Source organism: Pseudoalteromonas neustonica (assembly GCF_001653135.1).
Lineage (GTDB): Bacteria > Pseudomonadota > Gammaproteobacteria > Enterobacterales > Alteromonadaceae > Pseudoalteromonas > Pseudoalteromonas neustonica.
The window spans coordinates 34,103-57,147 of record NZ_BDDS01000018.1 but is presented as its reverse complement, the minus strand read 5'-3'; the positions used below and the strand labels follow the sequence as shown (position 1 = coordinate 57,147).

Sequence of the window (23,045 nt, the reverse complement as noted above, 5' to 3'; positions counted from 1 at the left end):
TACTCTATATAAAAATAGCTTTGGTTTAAAAATAAAAAGCGCCTTTAGTCTAAACTAGGGCGCTTTTTATTATCTAAATAATAATCACTAATTTAATGCAATTGGTATTATTTTTTCACTTTTGCATTTGCGAAGGCATCTGCAAACGCATTCCCCATTAAGGCATTACCAGTATCGCGCTTTGGCTTTGCTGCACGAGGTTGGTGATTATTGCTGCGACTATTGTTTTGTGGCTTTTGATTTGCAGCTGGGGCTGCTTTATTACTGGTATCAATGTCATCATCCAAGCGCATAGTAAAGCTGATGCGTTTACGTGGGGCATCTACTTCAACTACTTTTACTTTAACAATATCGCCGGCTTTTACTACTTCACGCGGATCAGAGATAAACTTATTAGTAATAGCCGATATATGCACCAAACCATCTTGATGAACACCAACATCAACAAAAGCACCAAAGTTAGCGACGTTTGATACAACACCTTCTAAGATCATACCCGGTTGTAAATCATTGATTTTTTCAACACCCGCTTTAAACTCTGCAGTTTTAAACTCAGGGCGAGGATCGCGACCAGGTTTGTCTAGTTCGCTGATAATGTCTGTCACGGTGGGCAAGCCAAATTTATCATCGATATAGTCATTCGCAACGAGTTTATTAAGTAGATCTGAGTTACCAATCAGGCTGCTCACATCTAGACTATTTTGTTCGCAAATACGTTTTACAACAGGGTAAGCTTCAGGGTGAACTGATGAGCTATCAAGCAGATCGCTACCATTACTAATTTTCAAGAAGCCAGCAGCTTGCTCAAAAGCTTTTGGTCCTAAACGTTCAACTTTTTTAAGTTGTGAACGCTTAGTGAAAGAGCCGTTAGCATCACGGTAGTTAACTATATTTTGTGCTAGGGTTTTATTTAAACCAGACACGCGAGTAAGTAATGGTACTGACGCCATGTTTAAGTCGACGCCAACTAAGTTTACGCAATCTTCTACAACAGAGATAAGGCTTTGCCCAAGTTGGCTTTGCGATACATCATGCTGATATTGGCCTACACCAATTGATTTAGGTTCAATTTTAACAAGCTCAGCTAGAGGGTCTTGCAGGCGACGCGCAATTGAAACCGCACCGCGTATAGATACATCTAAATCTGGAAACTCATTAGCGGCAAATTCTGATGCAGAATATACAGATGCGCCAGCTTCACTGACCATGATTTTATTGAGTTTAAGCTCACTATTTGCTTTTATTAACTCAGCAACAAGCTTGTCTGATTCACGAGAAGCGGTGCCATTACCAATCGCAATCAACTCAATTTTATGCTGACGACATAGTTGCTCTAATGTCCGAATGGATTTATCCCAATGATTTTGTGGGGCATGAGGGAATATAGTTTGAGAGGCAAGTAGTTTGCCGGTGCTATCAACAACCGCTAGTTTACAACCAGTACGTAAACCAGGATCTAGACCTAAAGTGGTACGAGGCCCCGCAGGTGCTGCCATTAATAAATCTTTAAGATTCTTAGCAAATACATCGATTGCACCCGTTTCAGCTTTTTCGCGCATTGCAGCTAAAAACTCATTCTCTAAATGCAGACCAAGTTTCACTTTCCATGCCCATTGCACAACAGTTAATAACCATGGGCTGGCAACTTGGTTTTTAATATCAAGGCGGTAATGATCTGCAATCATAATCGCACACATATGTGCCGGGTTTTCAACGCTTGGTTCAGGGTTGATACTCAGCTGCAAAATACCTTCGTTACGTGCGCGCAGCATTGCTAAAGCACGGTGCGATGGGATTTTTTTGAGTGCTTCTTGGTGCTCAAAATAATCACGGTATTTGGCACCGGTTTGTTCTTGGCCTTTGATCAAGCTTGCTTCAATTTGGCCATGTTGGCTGATATGGCGACGGAATTTTGCGAGTAATTTAGCGTCTTCGGCGAAGCGTTCCATTAAGATGAATTTTGCACCTTCAAGGGCTGATTTTGTATCTGCAATAGACGCTTGTGGATTAATAAATTGTTCGCTTTGCTGCTCTGGATCTAATGAAGCATCGTTAAAAAGTGCATCTGCGAGAGGTTCAAGCCCTGCTTCTATCGCTATTTGGCCTTTAGTGCGGCGCTTAGGTTTATAAGGAAGATATAGATCTTCAAGCTCCGTTTTGCTGTCAGCACGGTTAATGTCGGCTTCTAAACTCGCGCTTAATTTATTTTGCGTTTTAATGGTGGCTAAAATAAATGCTCGACGCTCTTCAAGCTCGCGCAAGTATGATAGGCGCTGCTCTAATAAACGTAGCTGAGTATCGTCTAGGCCACCTGTAACTTCTTTACGGTAACGCGCGATAAAAGGAACGGTCGCGCCCTCATCAAGTAACTTTGTGGCAGCGATGACTTGCTGTTCTTGAGCATTTAGCTCGGTGGCTAAACGTGCAGAGATATTGCTCATGCAAAAACCTTATTAAACAATTTTAAAACCAGAACGATAGTTTTGGCGTGATGAATTGCTTGAATAATATCACAGCGTGGCTTAATAAAAAGGCCTTAAAGCATGCTATTTATATACTTTAGGGCCTTTATAATAGGAGAGTTATTTAAATAAACAATCGTACTTAATGAGGGTGCTCAACTTGCTCTAGAACTTCACTAAAACCGTGAGCAATAGGGCTAATATGAACAGGTATATGCAATGTTTTAGCTATTTCACGCGCGGAGATCAAACCGCAAATTTCATTGTGTGCCGTTGTTACTAGTAAAAACATGATACCGTGATGCTCCATGGTTTGTAGTGCATCGCCAATGCAGGCGTAACCTAAACTTTGCATACTCACACCTGTTAAATGAGCGATCGGTGTCATCACATGGCGTAGGCTAACATCTTCGCGTGACACGTTTAGGCGTTGCGCTAGCATCATAATTTTTGAACTTTGTAGGTCTGCACTTGATACAACCCCGAGCAATTTCTCTTTATCGTCAACCACCAAGATAAAGTCAGTGTGTTGGTTGTTGGTTTGCTTTAATGCATCAACAATATTTGTTTCGTAATGCGCTCGTAGTGGATCTTTTTGGGTGAAATTATTCACCATTTTTAAAGCCGGAGACGTTAAATCGATTAAAGGTTGAGTGTCGCTGTAAGTGTGTGACAACACGCCTTTAGAGATATCTTGAGTACGTAATTCTTTGAAATTAGTCATAGTAACCACCAAAAATGTTATTAAATTTAATTAAGTTCTAAAAAATGAATTAAATAGAATAAGCTGGTGGTCCTCGCTGATAAGCGTGATTAAAAGGTTTAGCTAAATGTGCGCCCAAGTAAAACGACTGGGGAGTGTCGGGGAGTGGATGAAGTGCCCCTAGAGACAGCCCGTTGTCATGAGTATCTATGTCAACGTCAAGGTTTGCTTGGTCGGGAATATCACAAGCAATGTAGTTAGCATTGGTGTGCTGCGCTTGATTGTCAAAATCATGCGCAAGTACAGTCAAACTCACACTCATTAAGAGTGTAAATAACATGGCATGACTGCATATGCGATGTAATAAGTTTGACATGAAACGACCTTCTAATTATGAACCCAAGCGCAAAATGCATTACTTGAGTACATTTATGTATAATCTATAACTACACATTAGACAATCAATAATTAACCAAATCTGAATTGTCTGATATTTTTAATTAAATGGATGTATGATTATTTCTGAGCATCAGGGTAGCTAATTTTGTTTACATACCACTGCTTTTTTCCTTGCGGCGTTGGTACTTCAAATTCATCATCTACCTGTTTTTTTAATAATGCACGTGCCATTGGTGAATCAATAGAAATATAATCTTTACGGTCGTAAATTTCATCAGGGCCAACAATTCTAAAGGTTAGTATTTCTGCGTCATCATTCTCAATTTCAACCCACGCGCCAAAAAATACTTTACCAGCCTGTTGCACTGAGTAATCAATAATTTTTAGATCTGGCATGCGTTTACGTAAGTACCTAACTCGGCGGTCTATTTGGCGCAATAAACGCTTATTATATTGATAATCTGCATTTTCAGAGCGGTCACCTAAACTTGCAGCCCAACTCACTATTTTTGTTACTTCAGGGCGTTTTACGTTCCATAAGTGGTCGTGTTCTTGTTGTAGCTGTAAATACCCTTCGCGGGTGATTAAATTGGTTTTCACGGTTTTACTTATCCATCTTAGTGGGATCGCAGGCAAGGTATTAAAATATCACGGGCTTGTCGAGAGGATTTTTATGCTTTCGATAGGTTGTACCTTGAAACGTTCAGTAACAATCTTGTGACTTAATTAGTTTTTTATTATCACGCTTTTCCTTTATATTAACGAGTAACTGTATAAAACAACAAGAATGAAGTTATGGGACACGAAACCACAAAAGTATTGGTCGTAGATGACGATATGCGTTTACGCAGTTTATTAGAGCGTTATCTGGTAGAGCAAGGATTTATCGTACGAACTGCGGGTAACTCAGAACAAATGGATCGTTTGTTGGAACGCGAGAACTTTCATTTAATGGTGCTGGATTTAATGTTACCTGGCGAAGATGGTTTATCGATTTGTCAGCGTTTACGCCAAAAAGAAAACGAAATCCCGATTGTAATGCTTACCGCAAAAGGTGATGAAGTAGATCGTATTATTGGTTTAGAACTTGGTGCCGATGATTATATTCCAAAACCTTTTAACCCCCGTGAATTATTAGCCCGTATTAAAGCAATTTTACGTCGTCGTTCAAAAGAAGTACCGGGTGCGCCTGCCGCGGAAGAAAACGAAATTTCATTTGGTGAGTTCTCACTTAATTTAGCAACCCGAGAGATGAGTCAAGGCGATAAAACAATGTCATTGACGAGCGGTGAATTTGCGGTATTAAAAGCATTGGTGACACATCCTCGAGAGCCGCTTAGCCGTGATAAGTTAATGAACCTAGCTCGTGGGCGTGATTATAGCGCACTTGAACGTAGCATTGATGTGCAAGTGTCTCGTTTACGCCGCATGATTGAAGTAGATGCGGCTAATCCTCGCTATATCCAAACAGTATGGGGCTTAGGCTACGTATTTGTTCCTGATGGTGAAAAATAACCTGAATGAGTATGTTTCCTAAAAGCGCATTTGGGCAAACGGTATTTTTGGTAGCGGCATTATTGTTGATCAATCAAGTCGTGTCGTACATCACCGTGAGTCTGTATGTGGTTAAGCCAACCATTGAGCAAGTTAACCTGATACTTGCTAAGCAAATTAAAACCGTGTTTATTGACTGGGAAGATGGCGTTGAAATAACAGATGAAGTATCGGAAAAGTTTTTTGAAATTACCGGTATAGAAGTAATGACACAACGCCAAGCAATGCGTAGTGGGTTAGGGCAAAGCCGTGAATATCCGATGTTATCGCGCAGTATGTCAGAGCAGCTAAATGGTTCTGCGCGCGTACGAATTAGTCAAACGGGGCCGCTTGTTTATTGGGTTGAAGCTCCGCAGGCGCCCGGTTATTGGGTTAAAGTTCCGCTCACTGGGTTTAAAGATAATAATCTGGAATTCTTAACTTTCTATCTATCAAGTATTGGCTTTTTAAGTGTGCTGGGGGGGTGGTTATTTGCGCGTCATCTAAACCGGCCTTTAAAAGCACTCCAGCAAGCTGCAATCAAAGTGGGTGTTGGGGATTTTTCAACCAAGCTAGAAGAACATGGCTCAACAGAAGTAATTGAAGTAACGCGGGCATTTAATCAAATGTCGCGAGGTATCGCTGCGTTAGAGAACGATCGCCGTTTATTAATGGCGGGTGTGTCTCATGATTTACGTACACCGCTTACGCGTATTCGTTTGGCGACTGAAATGATGTCAGATGAAGAGGATTACCTGCGTGAAGGGATCATTTATGACATTGAAGATATGAACGCGATTATTGATCAGTTCATTGAGTATTTACGTCATCATAAACGTGAAGAGTTAGCGCTTGAAGATTTAAATGCATTAGTGTCTGAAGTCGTACATTCAGAGCAAAAACATCAACGTAATATTACGTTTACTGAAAATCACAGTATCAATAATGTACCATTGAGCATGGTGGCTATTAAACGTGTTATTACTAATATGATTGAGAATGCAATACGTTATTCAGATGATGATATAGATGTGGAAACCACAATCAGTCGTGATAAAAAATACGCGATGGTGGTGGTTAAAGATCACGGGCCAGGCATACCTGAAAGTGAATTAGAATCAGTATTTGAGCCATTCAAGCAAGGTGACACAGCACGCGGTAGTGAAGGCAGTGGTTTAGGGTTGGCGATCATCAAGCGTATTGTTGATATGCACGGTGGTAAGGTTGCCTTAGTGAATCGCCCTGAAGGGGGGTTAAGTGCTGAGGTTTATTTGCCTTTAAAACATGTAACTACAAAAGAAAAGCAGTGATCAGTGTATTGGCTAAGTAATGTTATTTAACCGGGGTTAATGTGGTGATTAACCCCAATTTAGTGATGGTGTTTGCTGGTGTCTACGTTGCCAAAAAGGGTGTGATGACCAACGTTGTTCTTGGTTGTAGAAATAATGTTTATGGTGTAGATAACTGTCCCATATCTGCTCAATTTGTTGCTGATAAGTTTTGATAAAGTATTGGTGTATATCGTTATCTAATGTTTCGATAACCTCAGATTTTTTTATTAATGATGCTAATTGCATAGCACTTGCCATTGCATTAAAAATCCCCTGAGATGATAAAGGGTCAAAGCTAGTTGCGGCATCACCAAGTGCAGCCCATTGTTGACCTACAAAGGTGTCTAAGCGTGTTGAATTGGCACTGGTAATACCGTGTAGATCTAACGTATGTTGATTCCCTTCGAGTAACGCGGCTAATGGTGCATGTTGTTGAGCAAGTTGACTAAATAGAGCTGTGTCACGATTTAAGCCTTTACTGAAAAGGTCAGAGTCGGTTTGAAATGCTAAAACACGGCGTTGATTTGGTAGTGGTGCACTGTACCACCAGCCATTAACGGTTGCACAAATACTCCCTAGTTGATTCTCACTGTTGTTTGCCAAGGTCGCCCAGCATGATATGAGTCGGTCGCTTTGTTGACGATCCGTATATTTTTTTGCAAAGTGAGCTTGGCGGCCTGTTGCATCAATTACAAACTGACTACAAATAGTGATTTCTTTGGGTTCGTCGGAGTTTGTGTGCTCAAGTAAAATGTGCCATGCATTATCATTATATTGACTGCCTCTGAGCCGTGCTGGCCAAATACATTCAACACCACGTTGCTGGGCTTTATTACGTAAAAACAACTCAAATTCTTTACGGTTTAATCGCCAACCAAAGCCATCTGGGTTGCTTAGGTTATCAGTAATGTGAGGCTTTTCTTTTCCCCAGCTAACTTGCATGCCTAGATTGTGTAAATGAATAGCTTGGGTGATGTTTGTGTCTATTAAAGCTTCAAATTCAGTGAGTAAATTAAGCTGTTGTAAAATGCGCTTTGCTGCAGGTGCTAAACATTCACCAATGCGCTCTTCAGGCAATACAGATTTATCAATAAGTGTTACTTGGTAAGAATCACATAACGCAAGCGCAGCAATACAGCCTGCTACGCCTGCACCAATGATCACAATATCACTCGTTAACTCTTTTTTGTTAATCATTGGCATAATGATCCTAACGTCCTTTTACGCGATGAAAGCGATTTGCTTTTTCTGTTACACCTAAATCTATGTTGTGTTGATTTGGTGGCAGATCCGCAGAAAGCGTCGCTTTACTATGTTGTATTGCTTTACTGGCAAGGTTTGTATGTGCTTCTTTATCTTGCTTGTGAGGTAGCATGCCGACTTGCATCATAGTTGGAAATTGAGGGTCACCAAGGGCGCCAACATGTGCTTGCACAATCGCGAGATCTGCAAAGTTTTCAACCATACTGTTTATTTGGTTGGTGTATGTTGCAGGCTGGTCGTGCAAAGGTAAATCATCTAACCAATCTGTTCGATACGCAAATGCCTGTTGGCGAGTGCTATTTGATAGTGATGTATCAAGCACTTGCTTATAACGATATTGGTTCATAACTTGATTAGGCACACGTGCCGGCCAAAAAGTGGGTAAGAAAGGGTCGTATTCAGAGCTGTAGCCATCACGACAGCTAGCTGTATCTGTTTGCCATGGGATAGCCATCCAACGTGTCACACCGCCTGCTACTTGCCCACCAAATAATGGTCCTTGTGCAAGGGTAAAAATATCACTATTCATGACAGGGCCGTAATAATAATGATCGCTTTGTAGATCCGATTTTGCGTGTTTTAACCTAAAAGCTGATTGATACATACCTGCAGTGCGCATAGGCCAAGTCATTTCACAGCCTGGATGAAACGCATCTGCTAGGCAAAATTCCATCGCACCACGAGTGAGTAAGTCAGGCTGTTGTGCCACGGGATAATCATCTATAGTGAGCTGCTTTGGAGCAACGGGGCAACCGGATTGCGGTGTGTAATCATTAATAAAATCGCCTTTTACCCATTGGTCTAAAAACGACAATTGTAAGTTTGAGAGTGTACTATGTTGGCGTTCAGATCCCGTTGGTGGAATACTAATTGCGTCGCCATAGAGCCAAGGCCATAGTTGAGGTGCTTGGGCACCTGGGACATCAAAACGGCGAAAATTATTAGATAACGTACGACGTAGTTCTTGATAGGCTGGAGAAGGGTTGCTTAGTTTTTCTAACCACTGAGGAGTTGTGTAATCAAATTGACCACCCCATCCAAAAGCGCCTGCAAAGCCACCATTAACCCATTGTAAGTCAGTCATTCGAGTAAAAATAGGTTGAATATCATCCGTAAATGAAGGGCGCTGTGGACGTGCAAGCATGCCACTGTTTACTGCAACATCGCGCATTAAATCCCACATGGTACGCACTGATTTTTGCATTGGCGCATAATCAGGCGGTGCACAAATGGCCCAAGCGGGTTCAACTCTTAGAGCAACGCCTTGATAAACAACCTCAGCGATAATAGGGCCATCGGATATATCATCATACCAGCCTTCATTGTTGGCGAAAGTCACCGCGATATCCCCATTCAGGTTACGCGATACGCCATGCCCACCTAGCATGATTAATCGGCCATGTTCATCACTGCGCATCTCGCCTAGATAGACTTTTTCACCCATAAATTTACCAGTAAAGGTGTCTTTATTTTTAGGGGTTATATTTTTGCCGCTTAGGCTGCGTTTACCTCCATTAATGACAAGCTTATCGCGATTTGTAACATTGTTGTTTCGCAGTAAAGATGGCGGTGCATCGGCGGCTTCTGGAATATCTAAAGCAATTTGAAATTCATACCAAGACGCTTTTTGATTCGCAAGTTGGGCGTGCCATGTTATGTCAGTATTATCTAAAGTGAGTTCCTTAATTGCTTTGCCAGCAGCGTTAAAGCCGTAAATTCTAAACTCGGCAGCTTGGCGTTTCATTGCGCCACTTTTGTCGCGGTAAGCGTACTCATCTGAATTTGGTACAGGTTGAGGATGTTGCGGGCCAATGAAATAGTCATCTTTACTGTTACCTACTCGCATCACACCAATAGGAGGGTAAATACCAGCGTACACAATGCAGTCAGAGTTAGTATCTTGTGATTGCTCAGGATTAAACTGACTAATTGCTTTTGGTTCTTGCAGCAGCTGACCATTTGCGGTGTGACGTGCATGAGCGCTGGCTGCGTATGCTGACTTGCGAGCAAGGGCAATGCTACCTAAAGGCTCATGATCAGCTAAAGTGCGCCAAATATTGAAGGCGAGGTTACGACCAAGCTCGGCTTGACCAATTGAGGTAATGTCTTGTTGTGCTAATTCTAAGTGTGCAAGGCAGATATACGGACTTTCTTGTGTGCTCCAGACTTTTTGTGCATCATCAATTGGCATTGTTTTGGGGTTAGTACGCAATTGTACTTCAAAACGAAAGCGAGCATTTCCTTCACGCAATCGTCGCTGTAAATCTAACGCAAGGTAGTCATTATCAACACTAGGTGCGCCTAAATCAGAACTCTCAGGTACTAACCGATATTTTACAATGTGTTGTTCACCAAGTTTAAATGGTAAAATTGCCCAATATTTAGCACTTAGGCAGCTCGCCTCTACTTTTTGCATTGCCTTTAAAATGTTAGATGTTTTCTTATTTTTCGGATCATTTATGTATGCGTCGTAGTCTTTATTTATTACGCCAGCCGTAGTGAATTGGCACATCTGTTGGGCATTTTTGGTAAAGAAGCGATTTATATTTTGAAAAATAAAGTCTGCTGTGTCGCTTTCTCCAACCAGTTTTGGACCCTCTACGGAAAACAGCTTCATCGCCAACCCAAGGGTACTGTGCAAATCAGGTGATGAAGGGGTTGTGTCACTTGAAAAGCGAACCGCGCATTCGTATTCTTGGCCTGCAAATATTCCCACTTTAAATTGCGGGTCAATGTCTGAGTTAATTTTAAACTTGCCGTACACAACGCCATGTTGTTTTCTAAATACGGCACGTTGAGCGGGTTGCTGCCCTTTATCTATGCGAGGAACTTGCCCAAGCCCAACAAACATCTCTGTTAGACGTTGGCAAGCTTGATCTACGCTTTCACCATCTGACCAACATGGTATGTTGTTTGCCGATGGTTTTGCGCCAGAGTGTTGTGTATCGTCTTTTTTAGTCATTACAGCATTCCTTTTTTAAGCTATTCAAATAAATTATTAACGTTGATGTGTAGAGCCAGCATTGATTTGCCTGTGACTGCTACGTAACTTTTGAAAGTTCTTAAATATATGGCTTACTTCCATCGTTGACTCACCCTTACTGGTTGCATGACAAGCAAAGCAGTTATTAGTCGAGTAGCGTTTATTTTGATTTGGATCGCCATAGGTTTGCGTATAGGTTTCCATGGTTATGTTGGCAAGCGCGAGCGAACCTCGTAATTTGTCGTTTGCATTGGGTGGGACAATATTTCCACTGATCCCTTCATTAAATTTGTAACCTTGAGTACTTAACCACACACTTCCAGCATAAAAATAATGTTGCCAACGAGAGTCATGCTTAGTTAGGCCTTGTTTGACGCTATTATTGAGTACTTGAATGTTATTAAAGTTTTCGGCGTCTCTAGTTTGCTGATCTGACGATGCAACGTTTGTATAAGGCGCGCCATTAGGTACGCCAAATTGGTATAAACGAAACGTGTTTGTGGTGGTTTGTTCTGCGGGGTAACTTAGATTTGCATTACCTGCGGTGGTATTTTTTCTGTAAAAAATAAATTTATCATCACTACTAACGATTTTATTTTTTTCATAAGGCGTTGTTACTTTTTTAAATGTACCAGGAGAGCCGTAATAATCAGGTGCTGACGTATGATGCTCAAAGGTAGCCCAAATAAATTCAGGATGGTTCTCAACTACGCCAACAACATGCATGCCTATTAAAGCAACTTCGGTATTGCTGATTGTTTTACTATCCGCTTTGATCATTGCTTTACGGGTGTAAAAGTTAGCGTGTATTTCTTTATCTGTATAAAGGGCGCGTAATTGATCTGTGGCAAGCCATGCTGCCTTTATTTCAACGGATCCCACTGCAAACTCATCACCGCTAGTGATCGGGTTTTTAGCTGCAGATTGAATAAATTCACGGTTTATATGAATTGAATAATAAGCAGGTTGATTACCATACTTAGTAAAAATTTTGCCATGGCTACTGCCTGCTTGCGTTGTGTCCTCTAGGATCAATTGAGAACTTAATTCAAAACCGGTGGGATTGAGTAGGTCATTCCAAGGCTCAAAATAAGGCATCATTTCATTATTTACTTGTCGGTAGTTATCACCAAACATAACCAGATCGTTTGTTTTTTTATCTACTTGGGTTAGATATAAAAACTTTTGCCATGACCACTGATGAAAATCACAATTGCTTGATTTATCTTCGTTATCCACAAATGCAAAATGACTATCTTTACCTTCTTTTGGTGGGACTACGGGAGATTTAAACCATTCTTTTTTTGCAACACACGCTGATGATGACGTGGTGTATTGGGCGTGTGATGGTGTGTTCTCATTGGTGCTAAGTGCCGTAAAACTTGCGAAAGTGAGCGCAAGTACTATGGGTGTTTTAATAACTGAGTGAGTATTTCTTAATACAGGTTCCATGCTCATATTCCTTGATTGTGTAGTAAATTTCTAGGAGAAATGACGGTGTTGCTATTATGTTAATGAAATGACTGTGAACAAAGATAGGTTACGCGCAGGAATAAATCTATTACAAAGTATTGCAGCAGTTTTAAGTATTTTAAATTTCAATTAGTTAAATTAATAAATGTGATGAAAGTTGATGCGAAGAAGTTTTGTTTTATAGCTTAATTAATAGCTTAATTAATTGCTTAATGCGCCAACCGGCTCGGGTTGGCGCTGGGCGTGTTTATAGTGCTTTAAATCGAATTGCAGTGCCGCCGCTGGTGGCGAGTTTTAATGAAATAGTGTCTTTAGCCGATACAATACGCTGTTCAATTTTTATATCGTATGGGTTGTTTTTCCATTCTGCGTTTTTGCCATCGCGGTATATTTGCGCTTCAAATACTTTATCGCCATCCAAAAAGTCGAGCTTAATATCAACCGTGCGGGCATGTTCATCAGTGACAGCGCCTAAATACCAGTCGTTACCAGAATAACCATCGCGTTTACGTTCTTTTCGTGCAAACACTATGTAGTCGCCAACTTCACCTGCAAGCGCAATACTGTGTTGCCAGTCGGTTGGTACATCTTGAATAAATTGAAATGCCTCAGGTTTTGCTAAATAGTTGCGCGGTAAATCTGCGGCCATTTGAATTGGGCTGTACATCACGACATACAAAGCGAGTTGTTTCGCTAGCGTGGTTTGTGGGCGGTTAGTTTTTGCGCCTAAACCATTAAAGTCCATATCAAAAATACCCGGTGTAAAATCCATTGGCCCAGCTAGCATACGTGTAAAAGCAAGCATAGGAATATGTTCAGGTGGATTAGGTGGCGTACCCCATGCGTTAAATTCTTGGCCGCGAGCTCCTTCGCGCGCTATCCAGTTAGGGTAAGTACGACGCAGACCTGTGTCTTTAATTGGCTCATGGGTGTTAATACTGATTTTATGTTTAGCTGCGAGTTTTACACTATGAAGGTATTCGTTAACCATAAACTGACCATCGTGCCACTCATGACGTGCAATGCCATTATCATCGATACGTTTTATATTGCCGCCATCAGCTACATAGCCTGTTTTTACTTGGCTCACGTTCGCTTTTTCATAGAGTGCGTAGGCATCATTCATTTGGTTGCGATAGTTACTGACGTTACCAGATGTTTCGTGATGGCCAATTAGCTGAACGCCTTTTTGTTTGCCGTAACGAGTTAGTTCATCAATATCAAAATCATTATAAGGTTTAGTAAAACTAAATACGTCACCATTGAAAAACCAGTCTCCGTCCCAGCCAATGTTCCAGCCTTCAACTAATACGCCATCAAAACCATATTTGGCAGCAAAATCCATGTAATACTTGGTATTTTGTGTTGTTGCGCCATGTTTTTCACCGCTACCCCACGTTGTTTCGTTGATGTGCATACCCCACCAAATACCAACATATTTACCCGGTTTAACCCATGAAACATCGCCGAGCTTGTTAGGTTCATTGAGGTTTAAAATTATATCTGAATTAATCAAATCAACGGCTTTTTCACCGATTTGAATTGTACGCCAAGGGGTATTAAAAGCACCGTGTTTTTTAACTGCAATACCATCAGACCAAGGGGTTAGGTCTGCCTGAAATGTCCCCGGGCGACGTTGATTAAGCACCATACCTGCATAATCAACTAAAGCCGCCTCGTGAATACTGACATGTACTCCGTCTGCATTTTTAAAAGTAAAAGGGGTATGTACAAGCCCAGCTTGTTGCAATGGTGTGGTGTTATAAACATATTCATAGCGGTTCCAGCCACGCGCAGGGATCCACCACGCGGTTGCTTTATCGGCGTTGGCAATTGCAAACTCGGTTAGCTCTTTAGTGATTTCAATGCTCTCAAAACCCGTTTGTTTGGGCACTTCGTAGCGAAATCCTACCCCGCTATTAAAGGCCTTAAAGCGGACTATGTAAGTGCCACCGTGCGGCGCAGGTTTATTAAAGGTAACCGTTAGCTCATTATGCTTATCTATAATGGTTTGACGCTCGCCCCACGGTTGCTGCCATTGACTATTTACTTGATTGTTAGATGTTTTAGTGATTTTAAAGCCTTCAGCGAAAGAGGCCTGTTGTTTAAAATTAAAACCAAGCGATGAGTTTTGAATAACTTCTTTATCGTTAAAACTGATTTTGTAGCTTGGTGTGGAGTGCGTATCTGATACCGTTATTTTTATTTTCCCATTGGGGGATTGAATTGTTGTATCTTTAGCAAAGCAAGCACTTGAAAGTGTAAGCACAAGTAGCAAAGGTAATCGCATGACTGATCCTTGAGGTTAACGCTATTTTAATCAGTTAGCATAAAGCGCGGAGGCTTTGATTACGAGATGACTGCATACGTATTCAATCTATTAAACAGACTAAATAATATTTTAATTAAGTAACATTTTGCTCATAAAATAGGTCTATAATGAATTAAATCAAATAATAAGATCTTAAGACGATGAAGCTTGTACTCGTAATTGCATTAATTTTTATGGTATTCAAAAGCCATGCAGCCACTATTACAATTTATGATCAAAATCAGCAACCGCTGCCTAATGCCGTTGTATGGTTAACGTCATCAGTGACGATGCTAGATAATGAATTACCAAACGCCCCCTTTATGATGAAGCAACAGGAACGCCAGTTTACGCCACATGTTTTAGTTGTGCCTAAAAACGCTCAGGTTGAATTTCCGAACGCGGATTCAATCATGCACCATGTGTATTCATTTTCTAAAAGCAAATCGTTTGAGCTCAAGTTGTATCGTGAGCAACCACAGGCGCCTATTACATTTGAACAAACGGGTGTGGTGGAGTTAGGTTGTAATATTCATGACTGGATGTTGGGTTATATCGTTGTAGTAGATAGCCCGTTTTATGCCATAACCGATGAGCAAGGGCGGTTATCATTAAACATTCCACAAGGCGAATACACACTCAATGTTTGGCATGAGGGGTTTAGTGATATTAGTTCAACAGAGTCACAAGCGGTGAATGTTTCGAACAAAAATTTGCGTTATCAACTTAAGCAAAAAGTAATACCACGTGTTGCAATTGGTGTAGATGAATTTGATGATTATTAAAAACTCACTAGGTGTTGTCGCTTTAGTTGGCTTATTAAGCGCCACCAATGTAAATGCGCAAATTAAAGGGCTATTACACGTTAGTGCTGTAAAAGGCGATTCGCAATCGAGTTGGCAAGAAGGTGGTGTAGGGCTTTATCGCTATGACAGTGAAAACGATGGCGTGCTACTTTCACAAGGGTTAATTGATTTTAGAGCAGACTTGAGTACTGATTGGTCAGCCCATGGAGTGATTAATGCTTACCAAGATCCTGAGCCTACTTTAGGCTTTAGCCAAGCGTATTTACAATATAAGCCGCTAACTAAAAGTAAATATAAGTGGCATGTGCGCGTAGGTGGATTTTACCCTTTATTGTCACTAGAGAATCCAGATATGGGGTGGATCTCACCTTATAACTACACTAACTCCGCCATAAATTCATGGATAGGTGAAGAAGTACGCACTGTGGGTGTTGAAGCAACCATTAAGCGCCCTGGGCGAAGCTTTAATAGTGCCCACAGCTTTGCATTTGTAGGAGCTACATTTAAAGGTAACGATCCTGCGGGCACATTATTGGCGTGGCGTGGTTTTGCCATGCACGATCGCCAAACAACGTTTAACGAAGGTGTTGCATTTGCGCCAGTGGCTTCTTTAAATACACCCCAATTACAGCATCAAGCAAATCAGGTTTTGCCTTTTGAAGAGGTGGATGGCCGTTATGGTTATTACACAGGGATTCATTGGGATTATTTAAAAAAATCACAATTTCGTTTTTATTATTACGATAACAACGGCGATCCTGCCGCGATCAATTACAGTACTGGGCAATATGCATGGGATACCCGATTCTCAAGCGCTGCATGGCTTTATAAATTTACGGCCAAAACACGTTTGATAACTCAGGCTATGTCAGGCAGTACTGCGATGGGGAAAAATAGAGGTGTTGATAACCGTTTTTATAGTCACTTTTTTTTACTAAGTCATAAAATAGCAGAGCATAGATTATCTATTCGTTATGATTATTTTAAAGTGACTGATAAAGACGATTGGGCGTTTGATCCAAATGCAAGCCATGGCGAAGGAATTACAGCAACTTGGCGTTACCAGTTAACACCACAGTGGCAGTTAGGAATTGAAGGTTCGGCTTTGCGCAGTCAAGCTGATAACCGCCAAGCGATTGGTATAGCATCAAGAATATCACAGCAGCAAGTTTTACTTAACGCACAGTGGCGTTTTTGATGTGAGCATTTTTTAGGTGTCAAAAATTAAAAAAGGGTTCATACGAACCCTTTTTTGCTATTTTATTATTGCTTACTTTTTCTCAAAAGCGCGTTTCATAAAGTTTGGGGTTGCAAGTGCGCCGTGGTGAATACCGTTATTGTAGTATTGCGTACTTTGCGCCAGCTCTGCGGCAGCATCTTCTCTAAAGCCTGCAAATGCTTCACCTTTGCGTGCAAGCGTCACAGACCATAAACCACTTGGGTAAATAGGTTGTGGGAATGGCAATGTTTGCAAATCCTTAAAGCCCACTTCAGTCATTGCGTCACGCATTTCAACAAGTAATGGCATGTGCATAAGAGGGGATTCACTTTGTTGCACCATAATGCCACCAGGGCGAAGAGCATTTAAGCAGCTAGTGTAGAACGCATGGTTAAATAGTCCTTCGCCTGGGCCTACAGGGTCTGTGCCATCAACAATAACTACGTCAATTGACTCAGCAGCAAGTTCTCGCATGTATTTAATACCATCATCAAACATGACTGTTGCGCGTGGGTCTTGGTTTGCTTCACATAACTCTGGAAAGTATTTAAGTGACATTTGTGTCACAACTTCGTCAATATCAATTTGTGTTACCGATTCTACATCTGGGTGTTTAAGTGCTTCACGTAAAGTACCACAGTCACCACCGCCGATGATCACTACATTTTTAGGGTTAGGATGAGCAAGTAGTGCAGGGTGGCTGATCATTTCATGGTAAAAAAAGTTTTCGCGGCTACTTACCATAGTACAACCATCAATAATCATTAGATTACCAAAGTCAGTCGTTTCGTACATTTCGACTTTTTGAAAAGGCGATTGCTTTTCATCTAGCTTTTTATTGATGCGAAGAGAAAACGCACTGCCGTCACGTTCACTAATTTCGGTAAACCAGTTACTTTGATCTAAATTTGCCATGATTGCTATTACACTTTTTGAGTTAAAGACGAAAAAGGGGGCAATTCTGCCAGTGCTTGGCGTTTTGCTCAATGAAATTTTACTGTTCTTGTGAATAATTTAACCTGTGCTTTGGTTAAAGGTCAATTTTTGTTAGCGTAGGGGCTACTGACGTATTAAAATACGCGATTACAGATGCATTAGTTAACACTTGGAAGAATTTGCCATGACTTGGGGTTTAGACACAGCACGCGCTACATATAATGTTGCACATTGGAGTGACGGTTATTTTGATATTAACAGTCAAGGTGAGCTGGTGGCTTTTCCTGATGGCGACCAAACAAAAACGGCGATTTCACTTACAGAATTAACAGAGCAGTTTAAAAAGCAGGGTTTAACTCTCCCTGTTTTGGTGCGCTTTACTGATATTTTACAAAATCGTGTTGATACACTCACAAGCGCTTTTAGTAAAGCGCGTGATGTGCGAGATTATCAAGGTCAATACACCTGTGTATATCCGATAAAAGTAAATCAGCAGCGCTCTGTCGTTAGCAAGTTACTGGCGCATCCAAGTGGGCTTGTTGGTCTTGAGGCTGGTTCAAAGCCCGAATTGATGGCGATTTTAGGTGTTGCAAAATCACCGATTACTATTGTGTGTAACGGTTACAAAGACAGTGAATTTTTACGTTTAGCCTGCATTGGTCAAGCAATGGGCCATAAAGTTAAAATTGTGGTTGAAAAGCTTTCAGAGCTAACAACATTGTTAGCCGAAATAGAAGATTTAGATATTGAGCCTGCCATTGGTATCCGTATTCGTTTAAATTCTGTTGGTAAAGGCAAATGGCAGAACACGGGCGGAGAAAAAGGTAAGTTTGGCTTAACTGCAGGGCAAGTTTTAAGTGCCGTTGACGTTCTTAAGCAGCATAACAAATTACACTTAATGCAAATGGTGCATTTTCATATAGGTTCACAAATTGCCAATATACGAGATATCCACCGTGCTTTACGTGAGTGTTCACGCCATTTTGCTGAATTAACACAACTGGGTGTACCATTAAATACCGTTGATGTAGGTGGTGGCTTAGGTGTGGATTACGAAGGCTCAGGCTCTCGTAGTGCATGCTCTATGAACTACACCGTTGAAGAATATGCGCGTAATGTAGTGAATGCGTTTGCTGAAGTATGTGAGCAGCATGACTTGCCGCACCCTGCAATTATCACTGAATCTGGGCGCGCATTAACGGCGCATCATGCGGTGTTGATCACCGACGTAATTGACGTAGAACAAGCACCTAATCATATTAACCCAAGTGCGCCACAACCAAATAGTGCGCTTGTGCTAGATGAAATGTGGCAGTGTTTACAACGCTTAAACCCACGTATGGCGCTGGAAATTTATCACGATGCAATGCATTTATTCAGCGAAGCTCATGATCAATACGTACATGGCTTAGTGAGTATGTTGGAATGGGCTAAAATTGAGCAATTGTACTTTACAATATTACACCGTGTTCGTGCATCGCTTAGCAATGCGCGCGCTCACCGTGAGGTACTTGATGATCTAAACGAAAAACTAGCGGATAAATTGTTCGTGAATTTCTCATTGTTCCAATCGTTACCTGATGTATGGGGAATTCAGCAATTATTTCCAGTAATGCCGATTGAAAATCTTGATAAACCATTAACGCAACGTGCCATTATTCAAGATATTACCTGTGATTCTGATGGCCAAATTCGCGAATATGTTGAAGGTGCAGGTATTGAAACAAGCTTGCCTATCCCACAGTATATACCAGGGCAGCAATATCATATTGCAATGTTTATGGTTGGTGCGTATCAAGAGATTTTAGGTGATTTACATAACCTGTTTGGCGATACAGACTCTGTGCATGTGGAACTCACAGAGCAAGGTTATCAACTTACTAATGCGATTAAAGGCGACAGCGTTAAGGATGTATTAAAGTTTGTTGACTATGATAGCGCCATTTTAGCAGATAACTTTGCCAATACAGTGCAGCAACTTGATGTCAGTGATCCTGTTAAAGAACAGTATTTAGCAGAGCTTAATGCCGGCCTTGAAGGGTATACTTATTTTGAAGATTAATTACGCCACTGAGTGTTGTGTAATGAGTTGTTGAGCAGTTTTAATGAAAGGAATTAAGTAGTAATGTCTTTGATCCGTTGTATTTTTAGTATTTTATTGTACACCTTAAATACTGTAATTTGGTTTATACCTATTTTTATCTTTGGCCTAATAAAATTACTGCCAATTAAAGCACTGCAAAAAGCAATGAGTTGGGCGGCAAAGAAATGCGCGAGTATGTGGGTTACGTGTAACTCTTTAACTCAGAATGTATTTACGCCCTATAAGTTAAACGTGACAGGTCTTGAACAAGTAAAACTAAAAGACTGGTATTTAATTATCGCTAATCACCAAAGCTGGGTCGATATATTGGTGTTACAGCGTTTACTGAATCGCCGTATACCATTTTTAAATTTCTTTTTGAAAAAAGAATTAATTTACGTGCCTATTTTAGGTTTAGCGTGGTGGGCTTTAGATTTTCCATTTATGACGCGTACCAGTAAAAGTCAGCTTAAGAAAAATCCAAAGCTGCGCGGTAAAGATTTAGAAACGACCCGCAAAGCCTGCGAAAAATTTAAAGAGATGCCTGTTAGCATTGTTAATTTTGTAGAAGGCACGCGTTATACGCCTGCAAAACATCAGCGCCAAAATAGCCCATTTCCGCATTTGCTTAAGCCTAAAGCAGGTGGTATTGCTTTTGTAATGCAGGCTATGGGAGATCAAATATCTAAAGTTGTGAATGTAACAATACAGTATCCTGATGGGATCCCAACATTTGTGGATTTTGCCAGCGGGCGGGTAAAGAGCATCAATGTTCACGTTGAAGTAATGCCTGTGAGTGAAGAGTTAATAGGTGATTATACGGGTGATAATGAATTTAGAGTACGCTTTCAATCAGAGCTAAATCGTTTGTGGCAAGATAAAGAGCAACAGCTTACTCAGCTTGAGCAGCAATCAAAGTAATCGATAAGCAGAATAGCAATTAGCATAAGTAATATAAATGTACTTTCAAGATAATATCAATCAGCTGTGGCTAACTAATAATTAGGTTAGTCGCTATAAACGCAATTTAGGATGCAGCTCATATAGCTGCACGCAGCAAGGAAATTGAATTACCATGACGACTCCAATTCATTTACAGCAGCTAGTTCAACCTTGGTTTGAAGGCATGCCAGAATCTACGTGGTTTAGCTCACTGACTGCCACATCCATAGGTGTTTTTTCCTTACTAGTGGTGTACTTGTTTACTCGTCGTTTAATGTTGCCGGGTATTCAAAAAGTAGTAACAAAGCTATCTCCTGAACGAATTGGCGTACTAGCCCCGATGCTAAACAAGCTCAACCGTCGCTTTGCTGGTATGTTGTGCTGTGTTTTATTTTTAGCAACGTTTGATAGCGTATACCCGGTTAGTGAGCTTGCAGGAGAGGTATTAAAAACTATTGGTCAGACTATTTTAATTATCCATGTGGGCTTTATTATTAGTAGTTTGGTGAGTATTGCTGGTGGTATTTATAACCAACTTGAGTTTGCGCGAGAGGTGCCAATTCAAGGCTTAATTCAGGTTGTTAAATTAATCACCTTTATGATTTGCGCTATTTTAATCGTCAGTATCGTACTAGAGAAATCACCAACATATATTCTTTCAGGCTTTGGTGCTATCGCCGCAGTTACTTTGTTAGTTTTTAAAGATACCATTTTAGGTTTTGTTGCCAGTATTCAAATTGCGGCTAATCGCTTAGTAACTTATGGGGATTGGATTCAAGTTGAAAACTATGGCGCTGATGGTGAAGTGATTGATCTGGGTTTAAATACTGTAAAAGTACGTAACTGGGATAACACGATTACCACCATTCCGACCTATATGTTAGTTGCCGGTTCGTTCAAAAACTGGCGCGGGATGCAAGAATCTGGCGGTCGTCGTATTAAGCGCTCACTTAATATTGATATGAACAGTATTCGTTTAGCTGATGACGAAATGAAGAAAGTGATTGGCCAATCAATTGTTTTAAAAGATTACATTAAATTAAGTACTTTACCCGATCCGGTTTCTAATTTGGGATTATTTCGACGCTACGCGGAAGGTTATTTAAAGCGCCATAGTAAAGTTAATACTGCGTTAACGCTTATGGTGCGTGAATTACAGCCACTGAATCATGGACTGCCAATTGAGTTTTATTGCTTTAGTGAAGATAAGCGCTGGATATCTTACGAGCATTTACAAGCAGAAATTATGGATCATCTGCTTGCAGTACTCCCTCTATTTGATTTACGCCCGTATCAAAGTGTCACGGGGCAGTTTAGCCCCCCAGCAAGTGCACCTACAAGTATCAAACCCACAATTAAAGTGGTAAATAATACTGAAGCAGACCCACGCCAATAAACCCAAGCAGTAGCCACCAAATAGGTGGCTTTGCCATTCTTAGCCATGCAAATGCAGCAATAACAAGAGCAATGTGCCATATGTTATGTACCGCGGAAGTCCAAATTGGCGAATAAAGTGCTGCCGCTAAAAATCCAACAACAGCGGCGTTAAGTACAGCTATACTGCTGGCAAATCGCGGGCGCTGTGCCAGTTGTAGCCAACTTTTTTGAAAGGCGAGCATAAGCAGTAAGCCAGGTAAAAAAATCAATACAGTCGCTATGAGTGCGCCAATGATAGGTTGCGTATCTGTCAGTTGTGCGCCTAAATAGGTGGCAATGGTAAACATAGGCCCTGGCACGGCTTGTGCACTGGCATACGCACTTAAAAATTGTTCAGTGCCTAAACTTGGTAAGCCAGTTTGTAGTAGAGGCAGCACAACATGCCCGCCGCCAAATACTAATGCTCCAGCTTGATAAAATGGCGCAAACAACCCTAACTCTTGCCCTAGAGGAATGAAGCTAATTATTAATAACAACGTAAATAAAGCTAATGCAACCCAGTTTATACCACTTTTTGTCGTGGGAGAGGAGGCAGTGTTTTTTTCTAAATTTAGTAGAGGCCAGATAGCGCCAATCACTGCTGCAATAACTAATACTGCGATTTGCGTTGTCATATTGGGTAGTAAAATTAAGGCTAAGGTGCTGAGCGCAGCAAGCGCTTTAAGTGCCCAGCTAGTACAAAAGCTTTTTGCCATACTAACAATGGCATCGGCAACAATTACAACTGCAAACAACTTTAAGCCTGCGATAATTGCAAAATAAATAGCATCAAATTGATGGGCACTAATAGCCAATAACACCATGATTAGAAATGATGGCAAAGTAAAGCCAATAAATGCAGCAATACCACCCAGTACACCACTGCGCTCTACGCCAATAGCAAAACCCACTTGGCTAGACCCTGGGCCCGGCAGTGCTTGACTTAAGCTGATCAATTGCGCGTAACGTTGATTGTCTAACCAATTTAAATTATCAACAAAGTGACGTTTAAAGTAGCCAAGGTGGGCGGCAGGCCCACCAAAACTCATACAGCCAAGTAAAAAAAACTGCTTAAAAATAGCTAACAACATGATATTTATGATCCTTTGGGTATACGCTATTGCATTATGACAAAATTTTGTGACATTTATATGGTCTTTATCGTTTGTACCTTAGTACAATGGT

Annotated in this window: 17 protein-coding genes; 7 read left to right on the top strand and 10 right to left on the bottom strand. The window is 41.0% G+C overall.

All coding sequences use genetic code 11. The features are described from left to right. Positions 1 to 107: 107 nt before the first annotated feature. The 4 genes from A7967_RS18015 to greB form a co-directional block, all read right to left on the bottom strand. A complete protein-coding gene (locus tag A7967_RS18015; RefSeq protein ID WP_054206375.1) occupies positions 108 to 2,441 on the bottom strand; it encodes a Tex family protein in 2,334 nt (777 codons plus the stop codon). 163 nt (positions 2,442 to 2,604) lie between these two features. Then, positions 2,605 to 3,186 carry a CBS domain-containing protein gene (locus A7967_RS18010; protein ID WP_054206376.1) on the bottom strand — a complete coding sequence of 194 codons (582 nt, stop codon included), beginning with the start codon at positions 3,184 to 3,186 and terminating at the stop codon, positions 2,605 to 2,607. A 49-nt stretch (positions 3,187 to 3,235) separates the two neighbouring features. After that, a complete protein-coding gene (locus A7967_RS18005; RefSeq protein WP_054206377.1) occupies positions 3,236 to 3,541 on the bottom strand; it encodes a hypothetical protein in 306 nt (101 codons plus the stop codon). Positions 3,542 to 3,681: 140 nt separating this feature from the next. Then, a complete protein-coding gene (gene greB, locus A7967_RS18000) occupies positions 3,682 to 4,164 on the bottom strand; it encodes a transcription elongation factor GreB (protein ID WP_054206378.1) in 483 nt (160 codons plus the stop codon). A 195-nt stretch (positions 4,165 to 4,359) separates the two neighbouring features. On the opposite strand from greB, the gene ompR reads away from it, so the two are divergent. Beyond that, positions 4,360 to 5,079, top strand: a complete 720-nt coding sequence (gene ompR / locus A7967_RS17995; RefSeq protein WP_054206379.1) for an osmolarity response regulator transcription factor OmpR — start codon at positions 4,360 to 4,362, stop codon at positions 5,077 to 5,079. A 5-nt stretch (positions 5,080 to 5,084) separates the two neighbouring features. Next, positions 5,085 to 6,407: a two-component system sensor histidine kinase EnvZ gene (envZ, locus tag A7967_RS17990; protein WP_054206380.1), complete on the top strand. Its 1,323-nt coding sequence runs from the start codon at positions 5,085 to 5,087 to the stop codon at positions 6,405 to 6,407. A 48-nt stretch (positions 6,408 to 6,455) separates the two neighbouring features. On the opposite strand, the gene A7967_RS17985 is transcribed toward envZ, so the two are convergent. The 4 genes from A7967_RS17985 to A7967_RS17970 all read right to left on the bottom strand — a co-directional run bounded on the left by A7967_RS17985 (position 6,456) and on the right by A7967_RS17970 (position 14,437). After that, complete coding sequence (locus tag A7967_RS17985; protein WP_054206381.1) at positions 6,456 to 7,631, bottom strand: tryptophan 7-halogenase; 1,176 nt, start codon at positions 7,629 to 7,631, stop codon at positions 6,456 to 6,458. A 7-nt stretch (positions 7,632 to 7,638) separates the two neighbouring features. Then, positions 7,639 to 10,653: a LodA/GoxA family CTQ-dependent oxidase gene (locus A7967_RS17980; protein ID WP_064435945.1), complete on the bottom strand. Its 3,015-nt coding sequence runs from the start codon at positions 10,651 to 10,653 to the stop codon at positions 7,639 to 7,641. Positions 10,654 to 10,689: 36 nt separating this feature from the next. Next, positions 10,690 to 12,126 (bottom strand): hypothetical protein, encoded by a 1,437-nt coding sequence (locus A7967_RS17975; protein ID WP_054206383.1) that lies wholly within the window; start codon positions 12,124 to 12,126, stop codon positions 10,690 to 10,692. Positions 12,127 to 12,394: 268 nt separating this feature from the next. Then, positions 12,395 to 14,437 (bottom strand): glycoside hydrolase family 97 protein, encoded by a 2,043-nt coding sequence (locus A7967_RS17970; protein ID WP_054206384.1) that lies wholly within the window; start codon positions 14,435 to 14,437, stop codon positions 12,395 to 12,397. A gap of 182 nt (positions 14,438 to 14,619) precedes the next feature. On the opposite strand from A7967_RS17970, the gene A7967_RS17965 reads away from it, so the two are divergent. Continuing rightward, on the top strand, positions 14,620 to 15,243 hold the full coding sequence (locus A7967_RS17965) for a cupredoxin domain-containing protein (RefSeq protein WP_054206385.1): 624 nt from the start codon (positions 14,620 to 14,622) through the stop codon (positions 15,241 to 15,243). Further along, positions 15,233 to 16,462: a hypothetical protein gene (locus A7967_RS17960; protein WP_054206427.1), complete on the top strand. Its 1,230-nt coding sequence runs from the start codon at positions 15,233 to 15,235 to the stop codon at positions 16,460 to 16,462. Before A7967_RS17965 ends, A7967_RS17960 begins: the two co-directional genes overlap by 11 nt. 72 nt (positions 16,463 to 16,534) lie before the next feature. Here A7967_RS17960 and speE read toward each other — a convergent pair whose 3' ends face one another. Beyond that, the gene (speE, locus tag A7967_RS17955; protein WP_054206386.1) at positions 16,535 to 17,398 is read right to left on the bottom strand and encodes a polyamine aminopropyltransferase; all 864 of its coding nucleotides are present in this window, start codon (positions 17,396 to 17,398) and stop codon (positions 16,535 to 16,537) included. A 205-nt stretch (positions 17,399 to 17,603) separates the two neighbouring features. On the opposite strand from speE, the gene speA reads away from it, so the two are divergent. From speA to A7967_RS17940, 3 genes are all read left to right on the top strand, one after another. Then, positions 17,604 to 19,481, top strand: a complete 1,878-nt coding sequence (gene speA / locus A7967_RS17950; RefSeq protein ID WP_054206387.1) for a biosynthetic arginine decarboxylase — start codon at positions 17,604 to 17,606, stop codon at positions 19,479 to 19,481. A 63-nt stretch (positions 19,482 to 19,544) separates the two neighbouring features. After that, on the top strand, positions 19,545 to 20,423 hold the full coding sequence (yihG, locus tag A7967_RS17945; RefSeq protein WP_054206388.1) for a 1-acylglycerol-3-phosphate O-acyltransferase, YihG family: 879 nt from the start codon (positions 19,545 to 19,547) through the stop codon (positions 20,421 to 20,423). A 154-nt stretch (positions 20,424 to 20,577) separates the two neighbouring features. Continuing rightward, on the top strand, positions 20,578 to 21,840 hold the full coding sequence (locus A7967_RS17940; protein ID WP_054206389.1) for a mechanosensitive ion channel family protein: 1,263 nt from the start codon (positions 20,578 to 20,580) through the stop codon (positions 21,838 to 21,840). Here the strand turns inward: A7967_RS17940 and chrA are convergent. After that, positions 21,800 to 22,951, bottom strand: a complete 1,152-nt coding sequence (gene chrA, locus A7967_RS17935) for a chromate efflux transporter (protein ID WP_054206390.1) — start codon at positions 22,949 to 22,951, stop codon at positions 21,800 to 21,802. The genes A7967_RS17940 and chrA overlap by 41 nt on opposite strands. Positions 22,952 to 23,045 lie beyond the last annotated feature (94 nt).

What these genes read in the sequence shown, in the direction of transcription:
- A7967_RS18005 (WP_054206377.1), bottom strand. Translation starts at nt 3,541, where the DNA reads ATGTCAAACTTATTACATCGCATATGCAGTCATGCCATGTTATTTACA.
- A7967_RS17965 (WP_054206385.1), top strand. Translation starts at nt 14,620, where the DNA reads ATGAAGCTTGTACTCGTAATTGCATTAATTTTTATGGTATTCAAAAGC.
- A7967_RS17960 (WP_054206427.1), top strand. Translation starts at nt 15,233, where the DNA reads ATGATTATTAAAAACTCACTAGGTGTTGTCGCTTTAGTTGGCTTATTA.
- A7967_RS18015 (WP_054206375.1), bottom strand. Translation starts at nt 2,441, where the DNA reads ATGAGCAATATCTCTGCACGTTTAGCCACCGAGCTAAATGCTCAAGAA.
- ompR (WP_054206379.1), top strand. Translation starts at nt 4,360, where the DNA reads ATGGGACACGAAACCACAAAAGTATTGGTCGTAGATGACGATATGCGT.
- A7967_RS17985 (WP_054206381.1), bottom strand. Translation starts at nt 7,631, where the DNA reads ATGCCAATGATTAACAAAAAAGAGTTAACGAGTGATATTGTGATCATT.
- speA (WP_054206387.1), top strand. Translation starts at nt 17,604, where the DNA reads ATGACTTGGGGTTTAGACACAGCACGCGCTACATATAATGTTGCACAT.
- yihG (WP_054206388.1), top strand. Translation starts at nt 19,545, where the DNA reads ATGTCTTTGATCCGTTGTATTTTTAGTATTTTATTGTACACCTTAAAT.
- A7967_RS17975 (WP_054206383.1), bottom strand. Translation starts at nt 12,126, where the DNA reads ATGGAACCTGTATTAAGAAATACTCACTCAGTTATTAAAACACCCATA.
- speE (WP_054206386.1), bottom strand. Translation starts at nt 17,398, where the DNA reads ATGGCAAATTTAGATCAAAGTAACTGGTTTACCGAAATTAGTGAACGT.
- A7967_RS17980 (WP_064435945.1), bottom strand. Translation starts at nt 10,653, where the DNA reads ATGACTAAAAAAGACGATACACAACACTCTGGCGCAAAACCATCGGCA.
- chrA (WP_054206390.1), bottom strand. Translation starts at nt 22,951, where the DNA reads ATGTTGTTAGCTATTTTTAAGCAGTTTTTTTTACTTGGCTGTATGAGT.
- A7967_RS18010 (WP_054206376.1), bottom strand. Translation starts at nt 3,186, where the DNA reads ATGACTAATTTCAAAGAATTACGTACTCAAGATATCTCTAAAGGCGTG.
- envZ (WP_054206380.1), top strand. Translation starts at nt 5,085, where the DNA reads ATGAGTATGTTTCCTAAAAGCGCATTTGGGCAAACGGTATTTTTGGTA.
- A7967_RS17940 (WP_054206389.1), top strand. Translation starts at nt 20,578, where the DNA reads ATGACGACTCCAATTCATTTACAGCAGCTAGTTCAACCTTGGTTTGAA.
- A7967_RS17970 (WP_054206384.1), bottom strand. Translation starts at nt 14,437, where the DNA reads ATGCGATTACCTTTGCTACTTGTGCTTACACTTTCAAGTGCTTGCTTT.